Annotated in this window: 20 protein-coding genes, 2 pseudogenes and 1 riboswitch; of the genes and pseudogenes, 14 read left to right on the top strand and 8 right to left on the bottom strand. The window is 73.6% G+C overall.

All coding sequences use genetic code 11. The features are described from left to right. The first annotated feature begins 225 nt into the window (after nt 1-225). The 4 genes from pstS (at nt 226) to pstB (ending at nt 4412) form a co-directional block, all read left to right on the top strand. Complete coding sequence (gene pstS, locus EF879_RS09520; protein ID WP_123558286.1) at nt 226-1329, top strand: phosphate ABC transporter substrate-binding protein PstS; 1104 nt, start codon at nt 226-228, stop codon at nt 1327-1329. A gap of 77 nt (nt 1330-1406) precedes the next feature. Further along, nucleotides 1407-2537: a phosphate ABC transporter permease subunit PstC gene (gene pstC / locus EF879_RS09515; protein WP_123557032.1), complete on the top strand. Its 1131-nt coding sequence runs from the start codon at nt 1407-1409 to the stop codon at nt 2535-2537. Then, on the top strand, nt 2534-3616 hold the full coding sequence (gene pstA / locus EF879_RS09510; RefSeq protein ID WP_123557030.1) for a phosphate ABC transporter permease PstA: 1083 nt from the start codon (nt 2534-2536) through the stop codon (nt 3614-3616). The genes pstC and pstA overlap by 4 nt, the downstream gene beginning before the upstream one ends. A gap of 19 nt (nt 3617-3635) precedes the next feature. After that, complete coding sequence (gene pstB / locus EF879_RS09505; protein ID WP_123557028.1) at nt 3636-4412, top strand: phosphate ABC transporter ATP-binding protein PstB; 777 nt, start codon at nt 3636-3638, stop codon at nt 4410-4412. A gap of 60 nt (nt 4413-4472) precedes the next feature. Here the strand turns inward: pstB and EF879_RS09500 are convergent, their stop codons facing one another. Continuing rightward, on the bottom strand, nt 4473-5324 hold the full coding sequence (locus EF879_RS09500) for an NUDIX hydrolase (RefSeq protein WP_233604354.1): 852 nt from the start codon (nt 5322-5324) through the stop codon (nt 4473-4475). Between the two features lie 102 nt (nt 5325-5426). On the opposite strand from EF879_RS09500, the gene EF879_RS09495 reads away from it, so the two are divergent. Continuing rightward, nucleotides 5427-6395, top strand: coding sequence for a Gfo/Idh/MocA family protein (locus tag EF879_RS09495; protein ID WP_123557024.1), 969 nt, complete (start codon nt 5427-5429; stop codon nt 6393-6395). Nucleotides 6396-6494: 99 nt separating this feature from the next. Here EF879_RS09495 and EF879_RS09490 read toward each other — a convergent pair whose 3' ends face one another. Together EF879_RS09490 and EF879_RS09485 are read right to left on the bottom strand one after the other, a co-directional pair. Further along, nucleotides 6495-7496: an inorganic phosphate transporter gene (locus tag EF879_RS09490; protein ID WP_123557022.1), complete on the bottom strand. Its 1002-nt coding sequence runs from the start codon at nt 7494-7496 to the stop codon at nt 6495-6497. Between the two features lie 5 nt (nt 7497-7501). After that, entirely contained in the window at nt 7502-8128 is a 627-nt protein-coding gene (locus tag EF879_RS09485) for a DUF47 domain-containing protein (protein ID WP_123557021.1), read from the bottom strand. A 382-nt stretch (nt 8129-8510) separates the two neighbouring features. Here EF879_RS09485 and sigJ point away from each other — a divergent pair, with 382 nt between their 5' ends. Beyond that, a complete protein-coding gene (sigJ, locus tag EF879_RS09480) occupies nt 8511-9434 on the top strand; it encodes an RNA polymerase sigma factor SigJ (RefSeq protein WP_123557019.1) in 924 nt (307 codons plus the stop codon). A 39-nt stretch (nt 9435-9473) separates the two neighbouring features. Here sigJ and EF879_RS09475 read toward each other — a convergent pair whose 3' ends face one another. Then, a complete protein-coding gene (locus EF879_RS09475) occupies nt 9474-9977 on the bottom strand; it encodes a DUF402 domain-containing protein (RefSeq protein WP_123557017.1) in 504 nt (167 codons plus the stop codon). A gap of 277 nt (nt 9978-10254) precedes the next feature. Here EF879_RS09475 and EF879_RS28770 point away from each other — a divergent pair. Both EF879_RS28770 and EF879_RS28765 read left to right on the top strand, forming a co-directional pair. Beyond that, nucleotides 10255-11526 (top strand): annotated as a pseudogene (locus tag EF879_RS28770) (ATP-dependent DNA helicase); the annotation flags it as partial. A gap of 111 nt (nt 11527-11637) precedes the next feature. Further along, nucleotides 11638-12330: pseudogene (locus EF879_RS28765) on the top strand (ATP-dependent DNA helicase); the annotation flags it as partial. A 166-nt stretch (nt 12331-12496) separates the two neighbouring features. Here EF879_RS28765 and EF879_RS09465 read toward each other — a convergent pair. Further along, entirely contained in the window at nt 12497-13651 is a 1155-nt protein-coding gene (locus EF879_RS09465; protein WP_370375469.1) for an AI-2E family transporter, read from the bottom strand. Nucleotides 13652-13893: 242 nt separating this feature from the next. On the opposite strand from EF879_RS09465, the gene EF879_RS09460 reads away from it, so the two are divergent. Continuing rightward, nucleotides 13894-14232, top strand: coding sequence for a co-chaperone GroES (locus EF879_RS09460; RefSeq protein ID WP_123557015.1), 339 nt, complete (start codon nt 13894-13896; stop codon nt 14230-14232). 126 nt (nt 14233-14358) lie between these two features. On the opposite strand, the gene EF879_RS09455 is transcribed toward EF879_RS09460, so the two are convergent. Then, nucleotides 14359-15816 (bottom strand): PrsW family intramembrane metalloprotease, encoded by a 1458-nt coding sequence (locus tag EF879_RS09455; RefSeq protein ID WP_123557013.1) that lies wholly within the window; start codon nt 15814-15816, stop codon nt 14359-14361. A gap of 69 nt (nt 15817-15885) precedes the next feature. After that, nucleotides 15886-16006: riboswitch (SAM riboswitch) on the top strand. Nucleotides 16007-16052: 46 nt separating this feature from the next. Here EF879_RS09455 and EF879_RS09450 point away from each other — a divergent pair. Beyond that, the gene (locus tag EF879_RS09450) at nt 16053-17369 is read left to right on the top strand and encodes an aminotransferase class V-fold PLP-dependent enzyme (RefSeq protein WP_123557011.1); all 1317 of its coding nucleotides are present in this window, start codon (nt 16053-16055) and stop codon (nt 17367-17369) included. A 68-nt stretch (nt 17370-17437) separates the two neighbouring features. Here EF879_RS09450 and EF879_RS09445 read toward each other — a convergent pair whose 3' ends face one another. Beyond that, nucleotides 17438-18643 (bottom strand): aromatic acid exporter family protein, encoded by a 1206-nt coding sequence (locus EF879_RS09445; protein ID WP_370375486.1) that lies wholly within the window; start codon nt 18641-18643, stop codon nt 17438-17440. Nucleotides 18644-18962: 319 nt separating this feature from the next. On the opposite strand from EF879_RS09445, the gene EF879_RS09440 reads away from it, so the two are divergent. Further along, on the top strand, nt 18963-20357 hold the full coding sequence (locus EF879_RS09440; protein ID WP_123557007.1) for an FAD-binding oxidoreductase: 1395 nt from the start codon (nt 18963-18965) through the stop codon (nt 20355-20357). Nucleotides 20358-20402: 45 nt separating this feature from the next. Here EF879_RS09440 and EF879_RS09435 read toward each other — a convergent pair whose 3' ends face one another. Further along, entirely contained in the window at nt 20403-22235 is a 1833-nt protein-coding gene (locus EF879_RS09435) for a glycerol-3-phosphate dehydrogenase/oxidase (protein ID WP_233604352.1), read from the bottom strand. A gap of 285 nt (nt 22236-22520) precedes the next feature. Between EF879_RS09435 and EF879_RS09425 the strand changes: the two genes are divergently transcribed. From EF879_RS09425 to EF879_RS09415, 3 genes are all read left to right on the top strand, one after another. Beyond that, nucleotides 22521-25250, top strand: coding sequence for a S8 family serine peptidase (locus tag EF879_RS09425; RefSeq protein WP_123557003.1), 2730 nt, complete (start codon nt 22521-22523; stop codon nt 25248-25250). Between the two features lie 154 nt (nt 25251-25404). Then, a complete protein-coding gene (locus EF879_RS09420) occupies nt 25405-26364 on the top strand; it encodes a GNAT family N-acetyltransferase (RefSeq protein ID WP_123557001.1) in 960 nt (319 codons plus the stop codon). A gap of 105 nt (nt 26365-26469) precedes the next feature. Further along, on the top strand, nt 26470-26814 hold the full coding sequence (locus EF879_RS09415; RefSeq protein WP_123557000.1) for a hypothetical protein: 345 nt from the start codon (nt 26470-26472) through the stop codon (nt 26812-26814). Nucleotides 26815-26985 lie beyond the last annotated feature (171 nt).

Genomic DNA, 26985 nt, shown 5'->3' with positions numbered 1-26985 from the left:
CCGCCCGTATGACCACGTCCCGCAGCTCCCGTACCACGGTTCACGGAACGGACATCTCACACTCAGGCCCCGGCCACCCAGCCGGCCACCTCTGTTCACCCTTCGTTCACTTGCGACCGGCGAACCGGCTACCTGGCACTTCTAGCTTCCCTACTAGCCGGCCACCAGCCGGCTCCCGGGAAGGCTCCCGGGTCTGCTGCATCCAAGGTGAAGGGAACCTTTCAGGTGAAGCTCCAGCGGCACGGCACCATTGCCTGCCTCGCTCTGGCCACGGCACTGGCAGTCAGCGCGTGCGGCTCGGACAATAACGAGCCCAGCAGCGGAGCGTCGGCCTCCGCATCCTCTGCCGCCGACTGCGCTACGGGCACCCTCAACGCGCAGGGCTCCTCTGCGCAGAAGAACGCGATCGACGAGTGGCGCAAGGCGTACCAGCAGAGGTGCGCCGGCTCCACCATCAACTACGAGCCCAGCGGCTCCGGCGCGGGCATCCAGGCGTTCATCGCCGGCACCGCGGACTTCGCCGGCTCGGACTCGGCCCTGAAGCCGGAGGAGCAGCCGCAGGCCGACGCCAAGTGCCCCGGTGGCGCGGCGATCCACCTGCCGATGGTGATCGGCCCGGTCGCGGTGGCGTACAACCTCAGCGGCGTGGACAACCTTCAGCTCAAGCCGTCCACCCTCGCGAAGATCTTCGCCGGCACGATCACCAAGTGGGACGACGCCGCGATCAAGGCGGACAACCCGGGCGTGACCCTGCCGTCGACCGCCATCCAGACGGTGCACCGCTCCGACGAGTCGGGCACCACGGACAACTTCACCAAGTTCCTCGCCAGCACGGCCGCCTCCGACTGGACCTTCGGCAACGCCAAGGCGTGGAAGGCCCCGGGCGGCACCGGTGCGAAGGGCTCGGACGGCGTGGCGAGCGCGGTCAAGCAGGCTGACGGCGCCATCGGCTACATGGAGTGGTCGTTCGCCGAGAACGGCGGCCTGAAGATGGCCAAGATCGGCAACGGCGCGGGCGAGTACGCCGCGCTGACCGCCGAGTCGGCCGGTAAGGCCATCGCCGGTGCGCAGGTGACCGGCCAGGGCAACGACCTCAAGATGACGATCGACTACAACACCAAGGAGGCCGGGGCCTACCCGATCGTCCTGGTGACCTACGAGATCGTCTGCAGCAAGGGTCTCTCGGCCGACAAGCTGGCCCTGGTCAAGGGCTTCCTGGGCTACGCGGCCAGCGCCGAGGGCCAGGCGGCGCTGACCGACCTGGGCTACGCCCCGCTGCCGGAGTCGGTCCGGAGCAAGGTCGAGTCCGCGATCCAGGCGATCGCCTAGCCGTTTCCGAGCAACCGACCCACCAGCGGTAGTCGAACGATCATCCGCACCACTTCGTCAACGGAGCGAGCGAGCAGATGGGCGACACCCCAGACCGCTCGGCCAACGCCGGCACCGGCGGACCCCGGGTGACCCTCGGTCACTCCCGGTCCGCCGGTGCCGCGCTGTCGGTCGACGTACCAGTGACACCCCTGGACCGCACTCCGGACGGAGTCGGCAGCCAGGACAGCGACCTCGGCCCGGGCGGCACCGGGCTGGGCGGCGGCGGAGCGCTGCCCCGGCGCCGGGCTTTCGGCGCGGAGCGGATCTTCCACGGCTTCACCATGGCCGCCGGCATGACCGTGCTCGGCATCATCGTGGCGATCGCGATCTTCCTGGTCGCCAAGGCGGTGCCGGCACTGGACGCCAACACCGCGAACTTCTTCACCTACGAGGGCTGGTCGCCGAACGAGACGGAGCCGAAGTTCGGCATCGGCGCGCTCGCCTTCGGCACCGTCCTCACCTCCCTCCTGGCGCTGTTGATGGCCGTCCCGGTCGCGCTCGGCATCGCGCTCTACCTCTCGCACTACGCCCCCCGCCGGGTCGGCACCGCCCTCGGCTTCCTGGTCGACCTGCTCGCCGCCGTACCGAGCGTGGTCTTCGGCCTCTGGGGTCGGGACTACTTCTACGGGCCGGTGCGGGACGTCTCGGCCTGGCTGAACACGTATTTCGGCTGGCTCCCGATCTTCGGCGGCGACGGCCCGTTCGGCCGGTCCGTCCTGCTCGGTTCGCTGGTGCTGGCGATCATGGTGCTGCCGATCATCACCTCGCTCTCCCGCGAGGTCTTCCTCCAGACCCCGACCGCCAACGAGGAGGCCGCGCTCGCCCTCGGAGCCACCAAGTGGGAGATGATCCGGATGGCCGTACTGCCGTACGGGCGGCCCGGCATCATCGGCGCCACGATGCTCGGGCTGGGCCGGGCGCTCGGCGAGACCATCGCGCTGGCGATGACCCTCGGCATCGTCTCGAAGATCTCGTTCAACCTCATCGAGAACGGCGGCAACACCGTCGCCGCGAACATCGCCAACGCCTTCGGCGAGGCGAACGACATCGGGCGGGGTGCGCTGATCGCCTCCGGCCTGGTGCTCTTCTCGATCACCCTGATCGTCAACATGACCGCGCGGGCGATCATCTACCGGCGCCGGGAGTTCACGGAGACGGCCGCATGACCACGATGACCGCACCTCCGGTCGCCCCGGAGCAGAACCTGCGGCTGCGGGCCCGCCGCCTGCCGGTGGTGGCCCTGCTCGGCATCGCGGTGGCGGCGGTGGCCGTCGCCGCCCTCCTCGTCTACGCCACCGGGATTGGCGGCTTCGCCCTGGTGGTCGCGCTCGCCATGCTCCTCTACCTGGTCGGGCTCTTCGCGGCGAGCAGCGCCGTCGAGGGGCGCCGGCAGGCGCGCAACCGCACCTGGAGCGCGCTGATCCACTCGGCCTTCGTGCTGGCCCTGCTGCCGCTGATCTCGGTGGTCTGGACGCTGCTCAGCAACGGCATGGAACGACTCGACCGCACCTTCTTCCTGACCTCGATGAACAACATCGGGGCCCGGGACCCGAACGGCGGCGCGTACCACGCCATCGTCGGGACCCTGGAGCAGGTCGGGATCGCCACGCTGATCACGGTGCCGCTCGGCCTCGCCTGCGCCATCTACGTCGTCGAGTACGGCCGGGGGCGCTTCGCGCAGCTCATCCGGTTCTTCGTCGATGTGATGACCGGCATCCCGTCCATCGTGGCCGGCCTCTTCGTGCTGGCCTTCTGGATCCTGATCGTCTCGCCGTACCTCAACGACGGCCGGCCCGGCTACTCCGGCTTCGCCGCCTCACTGGCGCTGAGCGTGCTGATGCTGCCGACCATCGTCCGCTCCACCGAGGAGATGCTCCGGCTGGTCCCCGCGCCGCTGCGCGAGGGGTCGTACGCCCTCGGCGTCCCGAAGTGGAAGACGATCCTGCGGATCGTCCTGCCCACCGCCGCCCCCGGCATCGTCACCGGCGTGATGCTCGCCATCGCCCGCGCGGCCGGGGAGACCGCCCCGGTGCTGCTGGTGGCCGGCGGTGGCGCGGCGATCAACTTCAACCCGTTCGAGAACAACCAGTCGTCGCTGGCGCTCTTCGTCTACCAGCAGGCCGGGGACGCGTCACGGTACGCCCCGGCCCGGGCCTGGGCGGCGGCGCTCACCCTCGTCGCCCTCGTGCTGATCCTGACGATCGCGGCGAAACTCCTGGCCCGCCGCAACCGGTTCGGCCGTTGACCGGAGGAGGAAGACCACCATGGCCATGCGCATAGAAGCCACGAACGTCACCGCGTACTACGGCGGGTTCAAGGCGATCGAGAACATCACCCTCACCGTCGAGCCGAAGACCGTCACCGCGTTGATCGGCCCCTCCGGCTGCGGCAAGTCGACCTTCCTCCGCTCCATCAACCGGATGCACGAGGTGCTGCCGGGCGCCCGGGTCGACGGCCGGCTGACCATCGACGGCCAGGACATCTACGACCGGGACGTGGACGTGACCGCGGTGCGCCGGATGATCGGCATGGTCTTCCAGCGACCCAACCCGTTCCCCACCATGTCGATCTTCGAGAACGTGGTCGCGGGGCTCCGGCTCAACGGCGTACGCAAGAAGTCGATCCTGGAGGAGGCCGCCGAACGGGCGCTGCGCTCGGCGAACCTGTGGGACGAGGTCAAGGACCGGCTCGACAAGCCGGGAGCGGGGCTGAGCGGCGGTCAGCAGCAGCGGCTCTGCATCGCCCGTACCATCGCGGTCGAGCCGCAGGTCGTGCTGATGGACGAGCCCTGCTCGGCGCTGGACCCGATCTCCACGTTGGCGATCGAGGACCTGATGTTCAAGCTGAAGGATCGCTACACGATCATCATCGTGACCCACAACATGCAGCAGGCGGCCCGGGTCTCCGACAAGACGGCGTTCTTCTCCATCGAGCGCACCGGTGACCCCGGCCGGCTCATCGAGTACGACGACACCCAGAAGATCTTCAGCAACCCGAGCGAGAAGAAGACCGAGGACTACATCACCGGCCGCTTCGGCTGAATCGGTACCCGCGCGCGGACGTCGGGTCCGACCGGTGGGCCAGACCCGAGGGGACACCCGTCAGTCCAGTGAGAACCGGGGTACGCCGCCGGGGGTCAGCTCCAGTTTCGGCATGATCGGCCGGGCTGGGTCCCGTCGCGCGGCGGCGGCCGGCAGCGCGGCCGGGTCGCCGCAGGCGGCGAGTTCGGCCAGGGTGACCCGGGTCGGGGGGAGCATGCTCAACTCCCCCGCCTCCGCCCGGGCCACCGCCTCGGCCGGCGGCAGCCACAGTGTGTGGTCGGCCTCTCCGGAGACATCCCGGGTGAGCTGCCCCTCGGGCAGCAGGGCCACAAGGAAGTACGTGTCGAAGCGCCGCTCCTCGAACTCCGGGGTGATCCAACGGCTCCACGGCACCAGCAGGTCCGACCGGAGGGTGAGCCGGCGGTCCCGGAGCAGGTCGGCGAGACCGGCCCGCCGCTCGACCAACGCCTGCCGGGCCGCCTCCCACTCCGGCCCGCTGACGTCGCCGAGGACCGTCTCCGGGTCGGGGCCGGCCAGCAGGACGCCGGCCTCCTCGAAGACCTCGCGGACCGCCGCGCAGACCACGGCCTGCGCCTCCTCCGGCGGCAGGCCGAGTCGGTCGCCCCACCACGCCGGCCCGGGGCCGGCCCAGTCCAGCTCCGGTTCCGCGTCGCCGGGGTCGACGCCGCCGCCCGGGAAGGCGTACCGGCCGCCGAAGGTCATCCGGGCGGCGCGGCGGATCAGGTAGACCTCGGAGCCGCCGGCTCCCGCCGGCCCGGGACGCACCAGCGGTACGGTCGCGGCCCGCCGGACCGGTGCGGGGTGGCGACCCTCGGCGTAGAACCGGCGAGCCCGCTCGACGAGGGCGTCCTCGGCCCGGAGCATCGACTCCCCGGCACGCTGCTTCGACATGGTGCGAGGGTAGTGCTCCCGGCGCGCGTTCCCGCGAACGTGGTCGCACCGGCCGGGAACGCGGGACCGGGGCCGCTGACCGCCTCGGCTACCGTCCCAGCCATGACACGTTGGGGCATCCTCGCCACCGGCCACATCGCCAAGACCTTCGTCGAAGACCTTCGCCTGCTGCCCGACGCCGAGGTCGTGGCGGTCGGCTCCCGCTCGCCAGAGACCGCCCGCGCCTTCGCCGACCGGCACGGCATTCCGCGGGCGTACGGTTCGTGGTCGGACCTGGCCGCCGACGCCGACGTGGACGTGATCTACGTCGCCACCCCGCACGCCGCGCACCACGACGCCGCGCTGACCTGCCTCACCGCCGGACGGGCGGTGCTGGTGGAGAAGCCGATCACCCTCGACCGGGCGGGCGCGCAGCGGCTGGTCGAGGCCGCCCGGACTCACGACCGCTTCCTGATGGAGGCGATGTGGATGCGCTGCAACCCGGCGGTACGCCGGGTGGCCGAGCTGGTCGCCGACGGCGCGATCGGTGAGGTGACCAGCGTGCAGGCGGACTTCGGCGTCGCCGGCCCGTTTCCGCCGGAGCACCGGATGCGGGCCCGGGCGCTGGGCGGCGGCGCGCTGCTGGACCTGGGGATCTACCCGATCAGCCTGGCGCACCTGCTGCTCGGCGTTCCCGACGAGATCCGGTCCTGGGCGGCGCTCGGCCCGGAGGGTGTGGACGAGAACACCGGGATCGTCTTCGGGTACGCCTCCGGGGCGGTGGCCACCCTGAGCTGCGGCATGGTCGGGGCGACGCCGGTCGCGGCGACGATCACCGGCCGGAGCGGGCGGATCGAGCTGGGGTCGCCGTTCTTCCGGCCGAGCCGGGTGATCCTGCACCGGGCGGGTGCCGAGCCGGAGCAGCTCCCGGTCGAGCTGGTCGGCTCGGGCTACGTGTACGAGGCCGCCGAGGTGCAGCGCTGCCTACGCGAGGGGCTGCGGGAGAGCCCGCTCGTGCCGCACGCGGTCACCCTGGAGGTCATGGGGCTGCTGGACGCGGTACGGGAGCAGATCGGGGTCACCTACCCCTGATCGGACACCGCCGGCCGGGCCCACCCGGGGCGCCCGGCCGGCGGGCGTGGTCAGGGCCGGCCGGGCGCCACCTCGACGACCGGGCGACCGGTCCGGTGTTCAGAAGAGCGGGCTGACCAGCAGGTACATGATGGCGCCGATCGAGCCGGCTGCCGGGAAGGTCAGGATCCACGCGCCGACGATGTTGCCGGCCACGCCCCACCGGACGGCCGAGAGCCGCTTGGTGGCCCCGACGCCCATGATCGCCGAGGTGATGGTGTGGGTGGTGGAGATCGGGGCCCCCAGCGCCAGGGCGTTGAAGTAGAGCACCCCGCTGGCCACCGTCTCGGCGGCGAAGCCCTCCGGCGGGCGGAGGTCGATGATCTTGCGGCCGAGGGTGCGGATGATCCGCCAGCCGCCGGCGTACGTCCCGAGGGCCAGCACGGTCGCGGAGGTCCAGAAGGCCCACTCCGGGATGTGCTCGGGGCTGCGCTGGTAGCCCCCGACGTACAGGGCGAGCACCACGATGCCGATGGTCTTGGCCGCGTCCTGCATGCCGTGCCCGATCGACATCGCCGCCGCCGAGGCGGTCTGGGCCCAGCGGAAGCCCCGGTTCAACCTCGCCGGCTGGCCCTTCCGGAAGATCCACTGCACGGCGATCATCACGAGGTACCCGAGGACGAAGCCGACCATCGGCGACAGGACCATCGGCAGGACGACGTCCTCGCCGATGCCCTTCCAGAGCACGGTGTGCGAGGACGCGAGGGTCGCGCCGACCAGGCCGCCGATCAGCGCGTGTGACGAGGACGAGGGCAGGCCGAAGTACCAGGTGATCAGGTTCCAGGTGATCGCGCCGATCACGCCGGCGAAGACGATGCCGAGGCTGGCGACGCCGGTCGGTAGCTCTACTAGGCCGCTGCCGACCGTCTTGGCGACGTCGGCGCCGAAGTGCGCGCCGACGAAGTTGCCGACGGCGGCCATCCCGAGCGCGACCCGCGGGGTGAGGGCCCGGGTGGAGACGCTGGTGGCGATCGCGTTCGCGGCGTCGTGAAAGCCGTTGGTGTAGTCGAAGACCAGCGCGACGGCGATCACCGCCAGGACGGCGATGAGTTCAGGGTTCACGGAGGTCAGCTTTCCTTGACCGCGATGGTCTCGACCGTGTTGGCGACGTGCTCGAAGGCGTCACAGGCCGCCTCCAGCTCGTCGGCGACCTCCTTCATCTTCAGCACCGTGAGCGCGTCGTACTCGCCGGAGAAGAGCCGGACCAGCAGCATCCGGTACGCCTGGTCGCCGTCGTTCTCCAGCCGGTTGCACTCGATCCAGTAGTCCTCGAGATCCTTCATCGCCTTCAGCCGGGGCATGGCGTCCGCGGTGAGCTTGGCCTGCTGGTCGAGGACGTTCACCAGCTCGTGCATCTCCCGGGGCAGGGACGGGAGCTTGGTCAGCCCGTAGAGGTAGAGCAGGCTGCCGACCGCCTCCAGGTGGTCCATGACGTCGTCGAGCAGCGAGCCGAGCCGGTAGATGTCCTCCCGGTCGAACGGGGTGACGAAGGTCGAGTTGATCTTCTTGTACAGCTCGTGGGTGATCTGGTCGCTGTCGTGCTCCACCTCGGTGAGCCGCTCGCTGACCGACTGGACGTCGACGCCCGGCAGGGCCAGCTCGTTGAGGAGCTCGGTACCGCGCACCAGGTTGTGGGCGGCTCGGGTGAACAGCTCGTAGAAGGCGCCCTCGGAGGGGCGGAGCGAAAATTTCACGGCTCGGACCTCGGTGCGTCGGCGGACGGGTGGCGGGCCGCAAGAGGCTGCCCCCGGGAGATGCTAGGAAACCTCGGATCGCGATTTTCGCCGGCCTACCCCTGGTCAGGGTGGATTCACTCGCCGTTCACCTACCGTTCATCTTCGCTGGGGACGGACGACGCGGGAACCGAACAATCAGGCAGAAACCACAGGTGGCCGGAGGATCCGCGTCGCGCCGCCACGCCCGGTCCGGGCGCCGGGAGGATCCTCGGCGGGCGGGGGCGCGGCCGCCCACCGGCCGCCCCGGTCACGAAGAACACACGCACCCATGACGCACCTCGCCGGTCCGCTCCGGCATCGTCGTAGGGAGACGTGTGGCAGCAGACGGGGAGGCGGACGCATGCACGACCTGGCGACCGAGTTCGAGACGGAACGTGACCGCCTGACTGCGGTCGCCTACCGGATGCTGGGCAGCTGGACCGAGGCGGAGGACGTCGTGCAGGAGACCTGGCTCCGCTACGCCGCCGCGCTGTCCGACCCGCGGGCCCGCGCCGAGGTGCGCGACCTGCGGGCCTGGCTCACCACCACCGCCGCCCGGCTCTGTCTGGACGTGCTCCGCTCCGCCCGGGTACGGCGAGAGGCATACCCGGGCTCGTGGCTCCCGGAGCCGATCGTGAACCAGGCCGCCCCGGCGGCCGCCGACGGCGACCCGGCCGAACGGGCCGTACGGACCGAACAGGTCGGGATCGCGCTGCTCACGATCCTGGAGCAGCTCTCCCCCGAGCAACGGGTGGCGTTCGTCCTGCACGACGTCTTCGCCGTACCGTTCCCGGAGGTCGCCGCCGTGCTCGGCACCTCCCCGGCCGCCGCCCGGCAACTCGCCTCCCGCGCCCGCCGGGCGATCTCCGACGAGACCGCCCGACAGCCCGCGGACCCCGCCGAGCACCGCCGCCTCCTCGCCGCCTTCCTCGCCGCCGCCGAGTCGGGCGACCTGGACCGGCTGCTCGCGGTGCTCGCGCCCGACGTGGTCCTGGTCAGCGACAGCGGTGGTCTCGCTCCGGCCAACCGTCGACCGATCATCGGCGCGCTCAAGATCGCCCGCTTCGCCCTGGGGGTGCTGCGCCGGGCCAGTTGGGAGGTCCAGAACCTGCGCGTCCAGCCCGTCCTGGTCAACGACCTCCCCGGGCTCCAGGTCGAGGGGGAACGTCTGGGCCAGCCGCTGCGCGGCGTCATCTGGTGCACGACCTCCGGCGGCCGGATCGCGCGGCTCTACTACCAGACCAACCCGGAGAAGCTGACCCGGGTGCCCCGGCTGGCTCCCTGACCCCGGGCGGATGGCGAGCCGGCGGCCGGGACCGTCGGCTCACACCACCAGGGCCAGCCACTTCCGGTATGCCGACGCGAACGGCTCGGTGCCGTCGCCGAGCGCCCCGAACAGCCACTCCGCCGCCGCCCGGGCCTCCGTCACCCACTCGTCCGGGTAGCCGAACCGGACCCGGTGCTCGGCGAACTCGTCCTCGTCCCGGAGCTCGACCAGCTCGGTGCCGCGGCGGCGTACCACGTCCAGGTCGAGATCGATCAGGTAAACCGTCGCACCGTCCCAGCGGGCCGGGCTGGCGATGTCACAGTAGACCTCGCTGGTCCGCGGCGGCGGGTTGAACATCGTCGTCCACCACGCGTCGTGCGGTACGAACAACACGAACGGGATCTGTTCCACCGACGGCCGGCCGTGGTAGATGGAGTGGGTCCCGGCGGTCACGCCGAGCCAGACACCGAGGTCGTCCTCTGCCAGCCTCCGGGCGGGATAGTCCCGGTGCGGGGTGCCGTCGTACTTCCGGTAGACGACCCGGACCACGTCGCTCGACATGTCCGCACCCTAGCGGATGTCTCCCACTACCCGCCGTGTACGAAGCATCCAACAGGCGTCCGGTCGGACAACGGCCGGCGACCCGGCGGACCACCCGGCCGGGCGAACAACCGGACCCGCCGAGGCGCACGGGCACCCGGGTGTCGGGACGGGCGGGTACGGTCGCACCGTGACCGCGCCCGCGACCGACGCCACCTCCGCGACCGACGCCAGCCCCGCCAGCCCGACCGGAGGGGCCGGCGTGCGCCGGCAGGATGACCGACCCGGCGCCCTCGACCTGCTCGCCGCGGCGGTCGGCGCCGTACCGGGCGGGGTGGCCCGGCCCGGGCAACAGCGGATGGCCGCCGAGATCGAGCGGTGCATCGCCTCCGGTGAGCACCTGCTGGTGCAGGCCGGCACCGGCACCGGCAAGTCCCTGGCCTACCTCGCCCCGGCGTTGACCGTCGACGGTCCGGTGGTGGTCTCCACCGCGACGCTCGCGCTCCAGTCCCAGCTGGTCGACCACGACCTGCCGCGGCTCGCCGACGCGGTCGCCCCGGTGCTCGGGCGCCGGCCGACGTTCGCCGTGCTCAAGGGCCGCCACCACTACGTGTGTCTGGCCCGGTTGGAGAACTCCACAGAGGACGAGCCAGAGGATGCGCTCTTCGACGTCCCGACGACGGGCAGTGGCGGTACCAGATGGCTCGGCGAGGCCGGCCGGTTGGGCCGGCAGATCCAACGCCTCCGGGACTGGGCAATGGAGACCGAGACCGGCGACCGGGACGAACTCGACCCCGGGGTCGACGACCAGGTCTGGCGGCTGGTCTCGATGCCGGCCCGGGAGTGCGTCGGCGGGGCCCGCTGCCCGTACGGGGCCGAGTGCTTCGCCGAGGCGTCCCGGGCCCGGGCCCGCGAGGTGGACGTGGTGGTGACCAACCACAGCCTGCTCGCCGTCGACATGCTCGCCGGCCGGCACATCGTGCCGCCGCACAAGCTACTGATCGTCGACGAGGCACACGAGCTGGCCGACCGGGTCTCCGCGGCGGCACAGGCCGAACTGGTTCCGGAGCTGATCGACCGGGCGGCCCGGCGTGCCCGGCGGCTGATCGCCCCGGAGCTGGCCGAGGCGCTGGTCGCCGCCGGCGACGCGTTGGCGGTCGGGCTGACCGAGACCCCGGCCGGGCGGATCACCGCCGGGCTTCCGGCCTCGCTACGTGAGGCCTGCACCCTGCTCGACGCCGCCACCCGGGCCGCACTCGACAGGATCGGCGAGGTGAAGGCCGACGATCCCGACCCGGTCCGCAAACAGCAGGCCAAGGCGGTGCTCGACGAGCTGTCCAAGACCGCCCAGCGGCTGTTGGAGGAGGCCGACCACGACGTCGCCTGGGTGGAGAAGCCGGAGGGCGGCGCCGCCGGCCGGCGGGCGTTGGTCGTCGCTCCACTCTCCGTCGCGGGCACGCTCGCCGAGCACCTGTACGACGAGCGGATCGTCGTCGCCACCTCCGCCACCCTCGCCCTTGGCGGCCGGTTCGACACGGTGGCCCGGGCGCTCGGCCTGGAGGTGCCGGCCGCCCAGCCGGCTCCGTCGCCGATGTCGGCCGCGGTGGCGGAGCAGAGCCGCGGCCCGGGACGCGCCGGGACGCGCGGGTCCGAGGGTTCCGGCGCGGCCGAACCGGACTTACCGGGGCCGGCGGAGTCCGGGCCGGCCTGGCGTTCCCTCGACGTCGGGTCGCCGTTCGACTACTCCCGCCAGGGGATCCTCTACGTCGCCGCGCATCTGCCCCGACCCAGCGCCTCGGGCCTGCCCGCCGCCGCGGGCGAGGAGCTGCTCGCGCTGGTGACGGCGCTCGGCGGGCGTACCCTCGGGTTGTTCTCCTCCCGGCGGGCCGCGCTCCAGGCCGCGGAGCTGTTGCGGGCCCGGACGAACCTCCCGATCCTGCTCCAGGGCGAGGAGGCGCTGCCGCTGCTGGTCCGGAAGTTCCGGGAGGATCGGGCGAGCTGCCTCTTCGGCGTGATGTCGCTCTGGCAGGGGGTGGACGTGCCGGGCGACGCCTGCCAACTGGTGGTGATCGATCGGCTGCCGTTCCCCCGCCCCGACGAGCCGCTGGCCGCCGCGCGGGCGGCGGCGGTAGACGCGGCCGGCGGCTCCGGCTTCGCCTCGGTGAGCGTGCCGATCGCGGCGGTCCGGCTGGCTCAGGGCGTGGGCCGGTTGATCCGCTCGGTGCACGACCGGGGCGTGGTGGCGGTGCTCGACTCCCGGCTGGAGACCGCACGGAGCTACGGCCCGTTCCTCCGGCGTTCCCTGCCGCCGTTCTGGTACACGACGCGACCCGAGGTGGTCCGGGGGGCGCTGGAACGGCTCGCGCGCAGCTGAGCCGGGGTGCCGCGGTGGAAGGTGCCGGGCAACCTCCCTGGGAACGGCTCGTGGCCGGCCCGCACCCGCGGCCGGACGGCACCGCCCGGGCGGAGCGGGCGGCCCGTGGGCGGTGGCGGTGTCCGGAGAGGCCGGCCGGCGGAGCGGGCGGTGTGGGGGCGGCGGGTCAGGGGCTGGGCGGCGCCACCACCACGGCGTCCGGCGGGACCTCGGGCGGGCGGCGGTGCGCCAGCCGGCGTACCGCGGTGTTGAGGACGGCGACCAGTGGCACCGCGACCAGGGCACCGACGATCCCGGCGAGGACGACGCCGGCGGCGATGGCGACGATCACCGCGAGGGGGTGGATCGCCACCGCCCGACCCATGATCAACGGCTGCAGGATGTGGCCCTCGACCTGCTGCACCCCGATCACCACGCCAAGGATGATCAGTGCGGTGACCCAGCCGCTGTCGACCAGCGCGACCAGCACCGCCACCGTCCCGGAGAGCGTGGCGCCGACGATCGGGATGAAGGCGCCGAGGAAGACCAGCGCGGCCAGCGGAAACGCGAACGGTATATCGAAGATCACCAGGAAGACGCCGATTCCGACCGCGTCGATGAACGCCACCAGCACGGTCGCCCGGACGTACGCGACCAGCGTCGCCCAGGCGGCTCTGCCCGCGTCGTCGACCCGCCAGCGGGCGGCCACCGGCAGCAGCCGGACGAGGAAACGCCAGATCTTGCCGCCGTCACGGAGGAAGAAGAACGTGGCGAAGAGCACCAGCAACGTGCCGGTGAGCAGTTCGGCGACGGTGGCCGCGGTGGAGACCGCACCGCTGGTCAGCGCCTTGGTGTTCTCGTTGATCCACCGCTCGCCCTGCGCGATGTAGGAGTCGAGCTGCCGGTCCGACACGTGCAGCGGCCCGGTCTGGAGCCAGTCCTGGATCTGCCGGATGCCGTCGGTGGCGTTGCGGCTCAGGTCTGGTACTCCCCGGATGAACTCGTTCACCACGAGGGTGAGGGTGCCGACCACCGCCGCGAGGCCGCCGACCAGCACCACGGCGGTCGCCAGCGACCGGGGGAACCGTGCCCGGAGCAGCCAACCGACCGCCGGGGCCAACAGGGCCGAGAGGAGCAGGGCGATGACCAGCGGGATGATGACGATCTTCAGCGTCTCGATCACTTTCAGCAGGGCCCAGGCGACGAGACCGACGACGATCAGTCGCCACGACCAGGCGGCGGCTATCCGCAGCACGTGTGGGACGTCGGCGTCGTCCCGGCTCGACGTCGACGGGTGGACGATCGGGGCACTCTCCTCGACCGGCGGCGGCGAAGCCTCCACCGGGCCGCCCGGCTCGCCGGCTCTCGGTGGGCCGTGGCGGGGCGGGCCACTCGCCCGGCCGGACGCGTAGGCGCGACGGATCCTCGCACGGAGCTGCTCGAAGCGGCGCAAGCTCACCTCCCGGCTGAGCACATCGGTCCTCCTACCGTAGCCGGGCCGACACAGCCCGGCCCGGCGCGCGACGGGGCCCCGGCCCCGGCCACCGGCCCGGGAAGCGGCGGGGCAGGGTACCGTTTTCCGACGTGACCGCCGAGGAAAACAACGAGAACGGGCTGCCCATCCGCCTGCTGCACGACCGGGTGCTGGTGCGGGCGGACGGCAAAGAGGGCGAGCGGCGCTCGACCGCTGGCATCGTCATCCCGGCCACCGCCTCGATGGGGCGGCGCCTAGCGTGGGCGACGGCGGTGGGCGTCGGTCCGAACGTACGATCCATCGTCTCCGGTGACCGGGTGCTCTTCGACCCGGACGACCGCGCCGAGGTCGAGCTGCACGGCCGGGAGTACGTCCTGCTGCGCGAACGCGACGTACACGCGGTGGCCGCCCGCCGGGTTGAGAACGACTCGACCGGGCTCTACCTCTGACCCACCAACCCCACCGCCGGCGTGCCCGGACGGCCGCTCGGCCCCTGCCCCGCCGCCGGCGCGGGGCGCTCCGAACCCGCCGCCGGCCCCGGTGCGACGACCGCGCCGAAGACCGCCGCGCGGCCGCTACCACCGGCGCGGCGGCGGACCCCCGGTCCCGTACGGTCCGGCGGGGGCGTATCCGCCGACCCAGCCGGACACCGGCGCCGGGGGCGTCAGGACCACCGGGATCGGCACCACCGGCTCGCTCGGCGCCGCCACCGCCCGACGCGTCCCGTCCGGGAAGGTCAGGTGGTACCGCGTGCCGTCCCAGACCCCGACCGGCACCTGCGGGTCCCGCCCCACGAAGACCTGCCGGGCGGCCATCATCGCGTCGAGCAACTGCCGCTCCTCGGCCACGGAGCGGGCCAGCTGGGCGGGCTTGGCGTCCAGACCCCGGACCAGCCCGTCGCGGAGCAGCGCGAGCCGGGTCGCGGTGTGTTGGAAGCTCCGCATCGCCCGCAGGCCCTCGACACCGGCGATCCGGCGCGCCCACTGCCGGGCGGCGTGCCGGCGCCCGAGACTGCTCAGCGCGGCGACCTCGGGCGGGGTCAGCCAGCCCGCGCGGACGTAGTCGGGCAGACGCCGCTCGGTGAGCCGGCCCTCCCAGCCCCGTAGCCAGATCGCCAGCCCGACCATGCCGAGGAAGATCGGCACCATGAGGCTGATGTAGCTGTAGAGCAGGATCAGCGGCTGCCCGGTCTGCTGGACCAGGGTCGGGGCGAGGTTCCAGGTGCCGTGCAGGATCATCGCCAGCAGCAGGCCCGCCAGGGGGGCGGCGATCCGGACCACCCGGTCGGCCGACCGCGCCGCGATCCCGAGCCCCACCCCGGTCATCGAGGTGAAGAGCGGGTGGGCGAAACCGCTGATCAGCACCCGGGTGATGAAGATGGCGATGACGTTCATCGTGCCGGTCGCGGGACCGTACTCGCTGGCGCCCTCCGCGTACCCGAGCCCGCCGAGGTACAGGATGTTCTCGACCATGGCGAAGCCGATGGCGGACATGCCACAGTAGACGATCCCGTCGGTGATGCCGGACCACTCACGGCGCCGGAAGAGCAGCAGCAGGATCGGCCCCAGCGCCTTCGTCAGCTCCTCGATGAAGGGCGCGACCAGGACCGCGACCAGCGAGTCCGAGAGGCCGGCCGACTCGAACACCCTCGACGCCAGGGTGTTGACGTTCAGCGAGGCGTACGTCGACACCGCCGCGCCCCAGCTGAAGCAGAAGACGAGGTACTTGATCGGCTCCGGCTCGTACCGGTCGAGCCAGAGGAAGCAGGCGACCAGCACCGGGACCGGCAGAATCGCCGCGACCACCCCGACGACCAGCGCCGTGAGGCCGAGCCGTTCGCCGAGGGTGACCAGCATCAGCACCGCGCACCCGGCGATGAGCAGGATCACCCCGACGAGGACGAGGATGCGCCGCCAGCCCAGCCCGGACCGGGGCGGCGGGACCCTGACCACCGGCAGGCCGCCGGGGGGCGCCGGCGGGACCGATGGCGACGGATGGGGCGCCGGCGCACCGGGCGGCGGAGTGTCGGGCATGTGGGTCAGCGTAGTCACATCGGCGGGCACCTGGTCGGACCGGATTCGGTCCCGCTATGCTCACCGACAGGTCACGAGCGCCAGCGACAAGCCCCGGCTTGCTGGCCGGCAACCCTCGTCGAGGTTCGCGGTGGGGTGCCCCGGGTGATGACCAGGTCCGGTCGCGACACGCGTCGGGCAAGCGCGGGCCCCGATCCATCCCGCTCCGGGGTCCCTGGACTGCCGGAGGTACGTCGATGCACACCACCCTCGCCCCCGTCGTCCGCGTCTCCCGCGGTGACACGTCCCCGCACGGCACCGACGCGTCGGTGGCCGGCAGGCCGCTCGACGTGCTCGGCGTACCGGGGGAGATCAACCTCGACTACGCCGCCACCGCGCCGTGCGCGCGGGTCGCGGCCGACGCGGTGGCCGAGCTCCTGCCCTGGTACGGCAGCGTGCACCGCGGCGCCGGGGCGCTGTCCCGGCGGAGCACCCTCGCCTACGAGCGGGCCCGGGCGGAGGTCGGCGACTTCCTCGGCGTACGCCCGGACGACCACGTCGTCTTCACCCGCAACACCACCGACGCGCTGAACCTGCTGGCCCGGGCCCTGCCCCCGGGCACCCGGGTGGTGACCTTCGCCGGCGAGCACCACGCCAACCTGCTGCCGTGGCCGGCCGGCACGGTTCGGCTACCGGTGCCGACCTCCCCGGGAGGGGCGGTCCGGGCCCTCGACGCCGCCCTGCGGGAGCTGCGCCGTGGCCCCGACGGCGGAGCGCCGGTCCTGGTCGCGGTCACCGGGGCCAGCAACGTCACCGGGGAGATCTGGCCCGTCGCGGAGCTGACCGCGGTGGCGCACCGGCACGCCGCGCGGCTCGCGCTCGACGCCGCACAGCTCGCCCCGCACGCCGAGGTCAACCTCGACGCCCTGGACGTGGACTACGTGGCGATCTCCGGACACAAGCTGTACGCCCCGTTCGGGGCCGGCGTGCTGGCCGGGCGGGCGGACTGGCTGGACGCGGCCCCGCCGTACCTGGCCGGCGGCGGGGCCACCCTGGCGGTCGGGGCCGCCACCCACGACGTCCGGTGGGCGACCGGGCCGGCCCGACACGAGGCCGGGACGCCGAACCTGCTCGGCGCGGTCGCCCTGGCAGCGGTCTGCTCGGCGCTGACGCGCTCCGACCGGGCCGCCTGGTACGCCCACGAGCAGGCGCTCCTTGCCCGGCTCCGGGACGGGCTCGCCGCCCTCCCGGATGTGGTCGAGCTGCGTACCTTCGCCGCCGACGGGCCCCGGGTCGGGATCGTCTCGTTCGTGGTCGCCGGCCGGGATTCGGCGGAGGTCGCCGCCGCGCTCGCCGAGGAGTGGCGGATCGGGGTACGCGACGGTCTCTTCTGTGCCCATCCCCTGGCCCGCCGCCTACTCACCGAGGCGGCGGCCCGGGCCGGCCGAGACGACCTGCCGCCGACCGCGATCCGGGCCAGCATCGGCCTGGGGAGTACCGCCCAGCACGTCGACCGTCTGCTGACCGCCCTGGCCACGCTCACCGGCGCCCGCTTGACGCCCTGGTCCGGGTGACCGTGGTGGCGCCGGTCGGGTCGACGGTTCGGGCCCGGGAATCCCGTCCGCGACGGCCCGGCGGCGGGTCAGCGTTTCGGCCCCCGGGGGTCCGTCCTCTGCTCCCGGGCGGCCTGGGCGGCGGCCTGGGTGGCGTCCCCGGCACGGCCGCCGGCGGCCAGCCGCACCAGCCGGTTCGCCTCGGTCCGCTCGATACCGGTGGCCCGGAGCACGTCGCTGCCGGTGGTCCGCACCTGCGCGATCACCACGCTGCCCGAGAAACCCACCCCCGCGTCGTACGCCCGGCCGGCCTGGTCGATCGCGTGCAGCGCCTGCTCTCGGGCGGCCTCCGGTTCGACACCGATCCCCAGGTCCTTACGGAGCAGCCGCACCGCGTCGGCCAGCATCGCCACGGCGTTGGGCATCGTCTCCGGCACCGGTTCGTCGTCCTCCAGCACGGTCACCGCACGCCGGATCAGGGTCCCGCTGTTGTGGACGGCGTGCTCGATGTACTCGGAGCTCTCGACGTACTGGCTGAGCGCTCCTCGGCGGTGCCAGCGGACCGGCGACAGGATGGCGGTCTCCCGGCCGCCCTCCAGCGCGTCCTCGAAGCTCTGCATGTGCTCCTCCACCTCGCGCAGCCGGTCCAGCGCCGCCTGCGCCCGGGCGGCGTCGCGGGTCCTGAGCGCCTCCGCCGTCTCGGTCAGCTCCTCGGTGAGCCGGTCGAGCGCCGGCCGGGCGGCCCGGTCCACCACGCGTAGCGGGTTCAGCGGAAGGACCAGGGCGATCACCAGCAGCCCGGCGAAGCCGCCGATCAGCGCGTCGATGACCCGCGAGAACTCGAGGTTCGCCTGCTGCGGTGCCAGGGCCACGATCAGCACCGCGGTCGCCGCCGCCTGGGTCACCACGGCCGGGCCCCCGCCGAGGAAGATGGTGACCACGATCGAGAGGAAGACGATCAGACCGAGCTGCCACGGGCCGCTGCCGGCGAGGAAGACCAGGAAGTCGCCGATGCCGATGCCGACCGCCACGCCAAAGATCAGCTCGATGGTCCGACGGAACCGCTGGCCGACGGAGGAGGCGATGGTACCGATCGCGGAGATCGGTGCGAAGACCGGCGACTCGTTCCCGAACAGCTCGTGCGAGCCGACCCAGGCCGCTCCGGCCGCCACCGCCGCCTGGAGGGCGAGCAGCAGGTTGTAGCGGACGGCGTGCCAGCGGTCCTTCACGGTGGCCCGGGACCGCTGCCGGAACTCCCTCGTCAGCCCCGTGATCCGCTCACGGTCTACGTCGATGTCCACCGGTACCTTGGCCACGGTGTCCCGGACGGGGCGCATGCCCGGGACTACCCGCTCCCGAACCGGTTGAACGCTCCCGAACCCGTGCGCCGCAAAGGCCCGACCGGGCGCGGGCTGCCCCGGGCGGTAGACCCGACGACACCCGGGGGGCCGGACCGGGCGGCACCTGTCGGTGACCGCGGCGCCGGCAGTCGGTAACCGGCGCTGTCGCTGGCCGCAGACGCCACGGGTGTCCGATCCGGTGGTCGAGACCGCCGGGCGGTGCGGCCTCGGCCGACGGTGTCCGGATTCGCGTTCGGCGGCTAGCCTGCCAACCATGCCGGATCTTCTCCACGATCTGCGGGCCGCGCTGGGCGAATCCGCGGTACTGACCGATCCCGATCTCCTCCGGGGCTACCAACGCGACGAGGCCGACCTCTGCCCGGCCGGGACGCCGGTGGCGGTGGTCCGGCCCCGAAGTACCGCCGAGGTGGTCGCCGCGGTCCGCGCCGCCGCGGCGCACGGCGTGCCGGTGGTGCCGCAGGGGGCCCGGACCGGCCTGGCCGGGGCCGCGAACGCGGTGGACGGCGCTCTCGTGCTCTCGATGACCGGGATGGCCGAGATTCTGGAGATCGACCCGGTCAACCGGATCGCGGTGGTCCAGCCGGGCGTGGTCAACGCCACGCTGGCCGCGGCCGTCGCCAAGCACGGGCTGCGCTACCCACCCGATCCCGGTTCCTGGGAGTCCTCCACGATCGGCGGCAACGTCTCCACCAACGCGGGTGGGATGTGCTGCGTCAAGTACGGCGTCACCACCGAGTACGTCCTCGGCCTGGAGGTCGTCCTGGCCAGCGGCGAGGTGCTGCGGACGGGGCGGCGGACCGCCAAGGGAGTCGCGGGGTACGACCTGACCCGGCTCTTCGTCGGCTCGGAGGGGACCCTCGGGGTGATCACCGAGGTGACGGTCGCCCTCCGCCCGGCGGCCGAGGAGTCGTTGACCCTGGTCGCGGTCTTCCCGTCGACCGCCGCCGCCGGCCGGGCGGTGGCGGAGATCTCCGCCCAGGGACTCACCCCCAGCCTGCTGGAGCTCCTGGACCGGACCCACCTGGCCGCGATCGAGGCGTACCGCCCGATGGGGCTGCGGACCGACGCCGAGGCGCTGCTGCTGGCCGCCGCCGACACCGGCCCCCGGGCCGCCGCGGACCTGGCCCGGCTGGAGGAGGTCTGTACGGTCAGCGGCGCGGACGAGGTCTACGCCGCGACCGACGCGGAAGAGGCATCCGCCCTCCTCCAGGCGCGTCGGCTGGCCTATCCCGCGATGGAGCGGTTCGCCGCGCAGACGTACCCGGAGGGGAACGGCGGCCTGATCATCGACGACATCGCGGTCCCCCGCGACGCGCTCACGGCGCTGCTCGACGGGGTGGCCCGGATCGCCGACGAGTGCGACATACCGATCGGCGTGGTCGGGCACGCCGGAGACGGCAACATGCACCCCAACATCGTGGTCGACCGGGCCGACCCCGCCAGCCTGGAACGGGGTCGGCGCGCCTTCGACGCGATCATGGAACTCGGCCTCTCGCTCGGCGGAACCTGCACCGGCGAGCACGGCGTCGGGCTGTTGAAGCGCGACTGGCTGGCCCGGGAGATCGGGCCGGTCGGGCTACGGGTACACCGGGCGATCAAGGACGCTCTCGACCCGACCGGCCTCTTCAACCCCGGCAAGGTCATCTAGTTCCCCGGGCGGGTGCGTCCGGGCGCCGAACGCACCCGCCCGGGGTCAGCCGGGAAGTCCGACCCCGCCACCCAGGTCGGCGCCCGCGCCACGATCGGCGGCGAAGCCGCGGACGTCCGGCGCGCCGAGCCGGGCCGCGTCGGCGGTGGCGTCGTCGGGCATCCGCTGCGACTGCCGCTCGGCCGCCACCCGGGCCAGGTAGTGCTCGACCTCGCGGGCCCGCACCGAGGCGTCCCAGCCGAGCACCCGGCCCATCAGCTCCGCCGCCTGTTCCGCCGACTCGACGCCCCGGTGCGGCGTCTCGATGGAGATCCGGGTCCGCCGGGTCAGCACGTCGTCGAGGTGCAGCGCCCCCTCGGCCTGGGCGGCGTAGACCACCTCGGCGGCGAGGTACTCCGGCGCGCCGGCGAGTGGCGAACCGAGCAGCGGCTCGGCGTCGATCATGGCGAGCAGGTCGGTGGTGAGGTTGCCGTACCGCTCCAACAGGTGTTCGACCACCCCCGCCGGTACGCCGTGTCGGCGGGCCAGGTCGGCCCGGTCCCGCCACAGCGCGGCGTACCCGTCGGCGCCGAGCAGCGGCAGCTCGGCGGTGCGGGACGGGCGTACGTTGCCGAGCCGGTGGGCCGCCCGGTCGACGACGTCGGCGGCCATCACCCGGTACGTCGTGTACTTCCCGCCCGCGACCAGCAACAGGCCGAGCATCGGCTCGGCGACCGCGTGCTCCCGGGAGAGCTTGGAGGTCGACTCCGCCTCGCCGGAGAGCAGCGGGCGCAGCCCGGCGTAGACACCCTCGATGTCGTCGGTGGTCAGCGGCCGGTCGAGGACCCTGTTGACCTGGTCGAGCAGGTACTCGATGTCCCGGGCCGAGGCGGCGGGGTGGGCGCGGTCGAGCCGCCAGTCGGTGTCGGTGGTGCCGATGATCCAGTGCCCGCCCCAGGGCAGGACGAAGAGCACCGACGTGGGGGTACGCAGGATCAGACCCGCCTCACCGGTGATCGCCGAGCGGGGCACCACCAGGTGCACCCCCTTCGAGGCACGAACCCGCAGCCCGCGGCGGACCCCGACGTCGCCGAGGAGTTCGGACATGTCGTCGCTCCACACGCCGGTGGCGGCGATGACGGTGCGGGCGCTCACCTCGAACTCGGCATCGGGCGAGCCCGCCGGTGCCTCCATGTCCCGGATCCGGACCCCGGTGACCTCCCGAGCCTGCCGGATCAGCCCCACGACGCGGGCGCTGGTCGCGACCGCCACGCCGAGGCTGGCCGCGGTGCGGACCAGGGTCACCACCAGCCGGGCGTCGTCGACCTGGCCGTCGTAGTAGCGGATCGACCCGGCGACGGCGTCGGCCCGCAGGCTCGGGAAGATCCGGCGGGTGCTCTCCCGGGTGAGGTGCCGGTGCAGCGGCATGCCGCGCCCGCCGCCGAAGATGCCGGCGAAGGCGTCGTACGCCGCGACTCCGGTGCCGTAGTAGCACCGCCGCCAGATCCGCCCGGGCAGCGCCGCCGGACCTCGTCCCGCCGGCAGCGGCACCAGGATCGGGACCGGGCGTACCAGGTGCGGGGCGAGTCGGGTGGCGAGCAGGCCACGCTCGGTCAACGCCTCGTGCACCAGGCCGAACTCCAGCTGCTCCAGGTAGCGCAGGCCGCCGTGGATCAGCTTGCTGGACCGGCTGGAGGTGCCGGCGGCGTAGTCGCGCGCCTCCACCAGGGCCACCTTCAGCCCCCGGGACGCCGCGTCGAGCGCCGCGCCCGCGCCGGTCACCCCGCCACCGATGACGAGGACGTCGAACCGCTCGGCGCGCAGCCGACGGAGGTCGGCGGCACGTCGGGCTGGGGACAGTTGGCTGGCCGTGTTCCGAGAAACGCTGGGGTCACGCACCTGTCCACGGTAGCCCTCGCCGCGCCGTGGTGAAGCCCCCCATTCCGCGATCATCCCGGTCCGGTCCCGACGGCGCAGGCGCGTCACCGGTGTGACGGTCACCGACCGTCGCGTCGCACCGTCGAGTGTTCACCCGTCGTCGTCCTCGGCCGGCTCCGCACCGCCCGAGCGGCGGCACGTTGCCGGGCCGAGAGGGTGGCGGCGCGGGACCCCGAGACGTCACCGGCGACGAGCGCTCCACCGGGCGCACCGGCCCGGACCGACCGGTCGTCGTACTGTGCCGGCATGCAGGACGGCACGACCTCCCCACCCCCCGAGCCGCGCCCGCCGACCGGACCGAGCTACCCACCACCAACCGGACCGGGCTACCCGGCGCCGACCGGGCCGGGCTATCCCCGTCACCCGGGCGGAGGTCCGGGGCCGGTGATCGCCGCCGTCCTCCTCGGGATCTGGGCGGTCGGCGTCACGGTCGCCGTCCAGGCCCTCGGCTGGCTCGGTGACCAGGTGCTGCTCGTCGCCGGGCTGGACCGGCCGGGTTGGCTCTGGCCGGTGCTCGCCGTACTGAACGCCCTGCTGGTGGGAGTGCCCGCCGGTCTGCTGGCCGTACTGCCACGGTCGGCGGCCGTACGGGCCAGCGGCCGGGCCTGGTGGGGCGGCACGCTCTTCCTCGGCGCGTCGTCCCTGCTCCGCGCGATCCCGCCGGTGGCGAACGAGGCGTACCTCGCCGGTCTCGCGGTCATCGCCGCGCTGGTGGCGGTGCTGCTAGGCCGGCTCGCTGGCCGGCGACCCGCCGGAGGGCGCCCCGACGACCGGAGGCGCGCCGGGTGGGGACGCCGGCCGGGCCGGACCGGAGCGGTCACGATCGCGTTCGGGGTGGCCGGCGGGTTGGCGCTGCTGCTGCCCTGGGTCGCGGTGGGTGCGCTGGGCGGCACGACGGAGACCGTGGCGGCCCTGGCGGCCGCCGCCGGAGTCGGCTGGCTGGCCGCGACCCTCCTGGACCTCCGGTTCTGGTCCACGTTCACACCGAAGGGCGCGGGCGGTCCCCGAGGCGGCGGCTCGCAACCCGAGGGTCCCCGGTATGGCGGTCCCCGGCTGGTCCTGGTCGGCGGGCTCGTCGCCGGCGTGGCCCTGGCCCTCGTCGCGGCCGGGACCGGCCAGCCCGGCACGCAGCTCGGTGTCCTTCTCGGGCTGCCGCCCACGGGCTTCGCTCTCGCCGCACTCCACGCGCTCTCCCGTCGCCACGCCGCCCGGGTCACGCCCGACACCGCACCCGCTCCGCCACCGGCCGGACTCCCGCCCACACCGCCGCCGCACGGCACCGAACCCGTGCCACCGACCACCGCCACCCCGCCCCCCGACGTCCCGGCCGCGCCGGTCCCGTCGGCCGGCGTCGGGGCGAGCACGGCCGCCGGGGCGAGCACGGCGGCCGGCTGGCTCGTCGGCGTCGCCGTCGCGGGTCCACTGGCCTTTGTGGACCCCGAGGAGATCACGCTGCTGCTGGCCACGACCCGGGACGTACCGTTCTGGGCCGCCGTCGCCACGCTCGGCACGCTCGCCGTCGCCCTGCTGCTCGGCCTCGGTTACGGCGCCGGCCTCGGCCGGGCCACGGCGGGGATCCCGCGCCGACCGGTGGCCGTCCTCGTCGCCGCCGTGCTGCTGCTCACCACCGCGGCGGTCTACGTCGGTGTCGGCAGCCCGGGCTGGCACGGCGAGCGGCTCTTCGTGGTGCTCCGCCGGCAGGCGGACCTGTCCGGAGTGGGGGCGGCCGGCGGGACGGGCCCCGCCGGGCGGGCGGCCCGGGGCCGGGAGGTCTACCGCCGGCTGGTCGCCGCCGCCGAGGAGTCTCAGGCCGACCTCCGGCGGGAGCTGGATCGGCTCCGGCTGAACTACACGCCGTACTACCTGGTCAACGCGATCGAGGTGGACGGCGGTCCCGCCGTGGCCGCCTGGCTGTCCCGCCGGGACGATGTGGCCCGGGTGCTGGTCAGCCCGCGACTTCGGCCGCTGCCGGCTGCCGGTACGCCGCGACGCGGGACCGCGGCGGCGCCGGCCGCTCCCGACTGGAACCTGACGATGATCGGCGCGGACCGGGTCTGGGCCGATCTCGGCGTCGACGGCACGGGAATCGTCGTGGGCAGTTCGGACTCCGGGGTCGACGGCACGCACCCGGCCCTCGCGGCCGGTTTCCGGGGTGGCGACGACTCCTGGCTGGATCCCTGGAACGGATCCCGTTCCCCGGTCGACCACGGCGGCCACGGCACGCACACCCTCGCCACCGCCGTCGGCAAGCGGGTGGGCGTCGCCCCGGGCGCCCAGTGGGTCGGCTGTGTCAATCTCGACCGAAATCTCGGCAACCCGGCGCGCTACCTGGACTGTCTCCAGTTCATGCTCGCGCCTTACCCGGCCGGCGCCGACCCGTTCACCGCCGGACGGCCGGAGCGGGCCCCGCAGGTGCTCACGAACTCGTGGGGCTGTCCACCGCTCGAGGGCTGCGGTGCGGAAACCCTGCGTCCGGCCACCGCCGCCCTGGCGGCCGCCGGCGCCTTCGTGGTCGTCGCGGCGGGGAACACCGGCCCGTTCTGCGGCTCCGTCGACGATCCGCCCGCGCCGTACGCCGACGTCCTGACCGTCGGCGCGGTGGGGCAGGACGGTACGGTCGCCTTCTTCTCCAGCCGCGGCCCCGCCCCGGACGGGACTGCCAAGCCGGACCTGGTCGCTCCCGGCGACGAGGTGGTGTCGGCGCTGCCCGGCGGCGGCTACGGCAGCGAGAGCGGCACCTCCATGGCCGCCCCGCACGTCGCCGGGGTCGTCGCGCTGATGTGGTCGGCGAATCCCGCGCTGGTCGGCGACCTGGAGACCACCCGCCGGATCCTGCGCGAGACCGCGACCGAGCCGACGGTCCGGGCGAACGAACCCGTCGACGAGTGTGGTTCGCCGTCGTTCAGCGCCGGGGCCGGGATCGTCGACGCGTACGCCGCCGTCCGGGCCGCCCAGCAGCTCGGACGGCAGGGCTGAACCGAGCCGGGACGGTCCCCGCGCCGGGCGGGGTCGGGACGCCCCGGCGATCCCCGCTGGGCGGCGGGTCGGGACGGGAGGCGGCGCACCGGCACCTGTACCGCACGCGCCGGCACCTGTACCGGCTCCGGCACATGTCCTAGGGTCGGCGATCATGGAAGCGGACTTCTCGATCGTGGCGCTCACCGACGACCAGGTACCGGCCGTGGTGGAACTGTGCCGCGCCGCGCTGGACCTGCCCGAGGACGCCGCCGAGGCGGCGGAGATCGTCACGCGGCTCCGCGACGACACCCCGCCGCCCGGCTCGACGCAGCGGCGCCGTACGGCCGGCGTGGTCGCCCTGGTGGACGACGACGTCGTCGCCGTGGCGCTCGGCTCGCTGGCGTACCGGGACCCGACCGTCGGGCACGTCGACCTCGTCGCGGTCCATCCGGAGCGGCGGGGTCGGGGCCTTGGCCGCGCGCTGCTCGGTGCGGTGGAGGCGGCGCTGGCCGCGGCCGGTGCCACCCAGGTACGCATCGCCGGCAACGCGCCGCACTACGCCTGGCCCGGGATCGACGTCCGGTACACCCCGGCCATCTGTACGGCGTTGGCGCTCGGCTACACCCCGGACGGTACGGCGTGGAACATGACCGCCGACCTGACCGACGAGTCCTCGCCGGCGCTGCGCTCCACCGCCGCCGCGGAGCAGCGGCTGGCCGCCCAGGGCATCACCGTTCGCCGCGCCGAACCGGCGGACGTGCCGGCGCTGACCGCGTTCGCCAGGGAGACCTTCGGCGGAAGCTGGGACGCCGAACTGGCGCACTCGATCGACCGGCCGGGCGCGGGCTGCCACGTCGCGCTCCGTGTCCGCGACGACGGGGGCGACCCGGACGTGCTCGGCTTCGCCGCCTACGGCTCGTCCCGGCCGAGCTGGTTCGGGCCGATGGGGACCGCGCCGGCGGCGCAGGGCCTGGGAATCGGCGGGGTTCTGCTGCGGCGCTGCCTCCGCGACCAGTACGAGGCCGGACACCGGCGGGCCCAGATCGGCTGGGTCGGTCCGGTGCCGTTCTACGCCCGCTCCGTCGGAGCGACGATCGAGCGGGTGTTCTTCCTCTATCGGAAGCAGCTTTGACTCCTATCAGGCATCAATGCCTGATAACGGATCTGTCCCACAAAACGCCATTTTGCAGCGCCACGACGCGCCTTCTCGTACCGTTTCGACGGGAAGGAGGCACTCATGGCGAATGATGACGAACCGGTCGAGGACGACCCCGGTCCGCAGGAGCGCTCACCGGGCCCGGAGTCTCCCGCCGGCTCCGCGCCGACATCGCCGTCGGCCCCCGCGAACGGCGGCGTACCCGGCGGGGGCGACCGGACGCGCCGCCTCGGTGGTGACGAAATCCCCTCGGGCTCCGCTCCGGCCGAGGCCCTTCCGGGTCCCGCTCCGGCGCCCCGGCACGAGTCGGAGGACTTCGGAACGGCTCGCCCGCTCGCCGCGGCCGACGCGTCGATGGTCGCCGAGGTCGGGCGGCCGTTCAGCCGGGCGGCGAAACGCCGGAACCAGCGCCGGCTGCCGGCCTGAGCGCGGTCGTGACCCGACGCGGGCACCACGGCGGGTCACACGACGCCGCGGCGGGTCGGGACGGGCACCGCGGCGGGACCGGCGATGCCGTCGGTCCGGGGCCGGTCCCGTCGAGACGACGAAGGGGCGGGCCGCTCGCGCGGTCCGCCCCTTCGGACGTGGAGCGTGGAC

This window comes from Micromonospora sp. HM5-17 (genome assembly GCF_003762835.1).
GTDB lineage: Bacteria > Actinomycetota > Actinomycetes > Mycobacteriales > Micromonosporaceae > Plantactinospora.
Note: the sequence above shows the minus strand (reverse complement) of the source record. Positions and strands in the feature narration are given on the sequence as shown.

Coding starts and splice junctions, on each gene's coding strand:
- pstC (WP_123557032.1), top strand. CDS start 1,407: ATGGGCGACACCCCAGACCGCTCGGCCAACGCCGGCACCGGCGGACCC.
- pstA (WP_123557030.1), top strand. CDS start 2,534: ATGACCACGATGACCGCACCTCCGGTCGCCCCGGAGCAGAACCTGCGG.
- pstB (WP_123557028.1), top strand. CDS start 3,636: ATGGCCATGCGCATAGAAGCCACGAACGTCACCGCGTACTACGGCGGG.
- EF879_RS09500 (WP_233604354.1), bottom strand. CDS start 5,324: ATGTCGAAGCAGCGTGCCGGGGAGTCGATGCTCCGGGCCGAGGACGCC.
- EF879_RS09495 (WP_123557024.1), top strand. CDS start 5,427: ATGACACGTTGGGGCATCCTCGCCACCGGCCACATCGCCAAGACCTTC.
- sigJ (WP_123557019.1), top strand. CDS start 8,511: ATGCACGACCTGGCGACCGAGTTCGAGACGGAACGTGACCGCCTGACT.
- EF879_RS09475 (WP_123557017.1), bottom strand. CDS start 9,977: ATGTCGAGCGACGTGGTCCGGGTCGTCTACCGGAAGTACGACGGCACC.
- EF879_RS09455 (WP_123557013.1), bottom strand. CDS start 15,816: ATGCCCGACACTCCGCCGCCCGGTGCGCCGGCGCCCCATCCGTCGCCA.
- EF879_RS09450 (WP_123557011.1), top strand. CDS start 16,053: ATGCACACCACCCTCGCCCCCGTCGTCCGCGTCTCCCGCGGTGACACG.
- EF879_RS09440 (WP_123557007.1), top strand. CDS start 18,963: ATGCCGGATCTTCTCCACGATCTGCGGGCCGCGCTGGGCGAATCCGCG.
- EF879_RS09425 (WP_123557003.1), top strand. CDS start 22,521: ATGCAGGACGGCACGACCTCCCCACCCCCCGAGCCGCGCCCGCCGACC.
- EF879_RS09420 (WP_123557001.1), top strand. CDS start 25,405: ATGGAAGCGGACTTCTCGATCGTGGCGCTCACCGACGACCAGGTACCG.
- EF879_RS09415 (WP_123557000.1), top strand. CDS start 26,470: ATGGCGAATGATGACGAACCGGTCGAGGACGACCCCGGTCCGCAGGAG.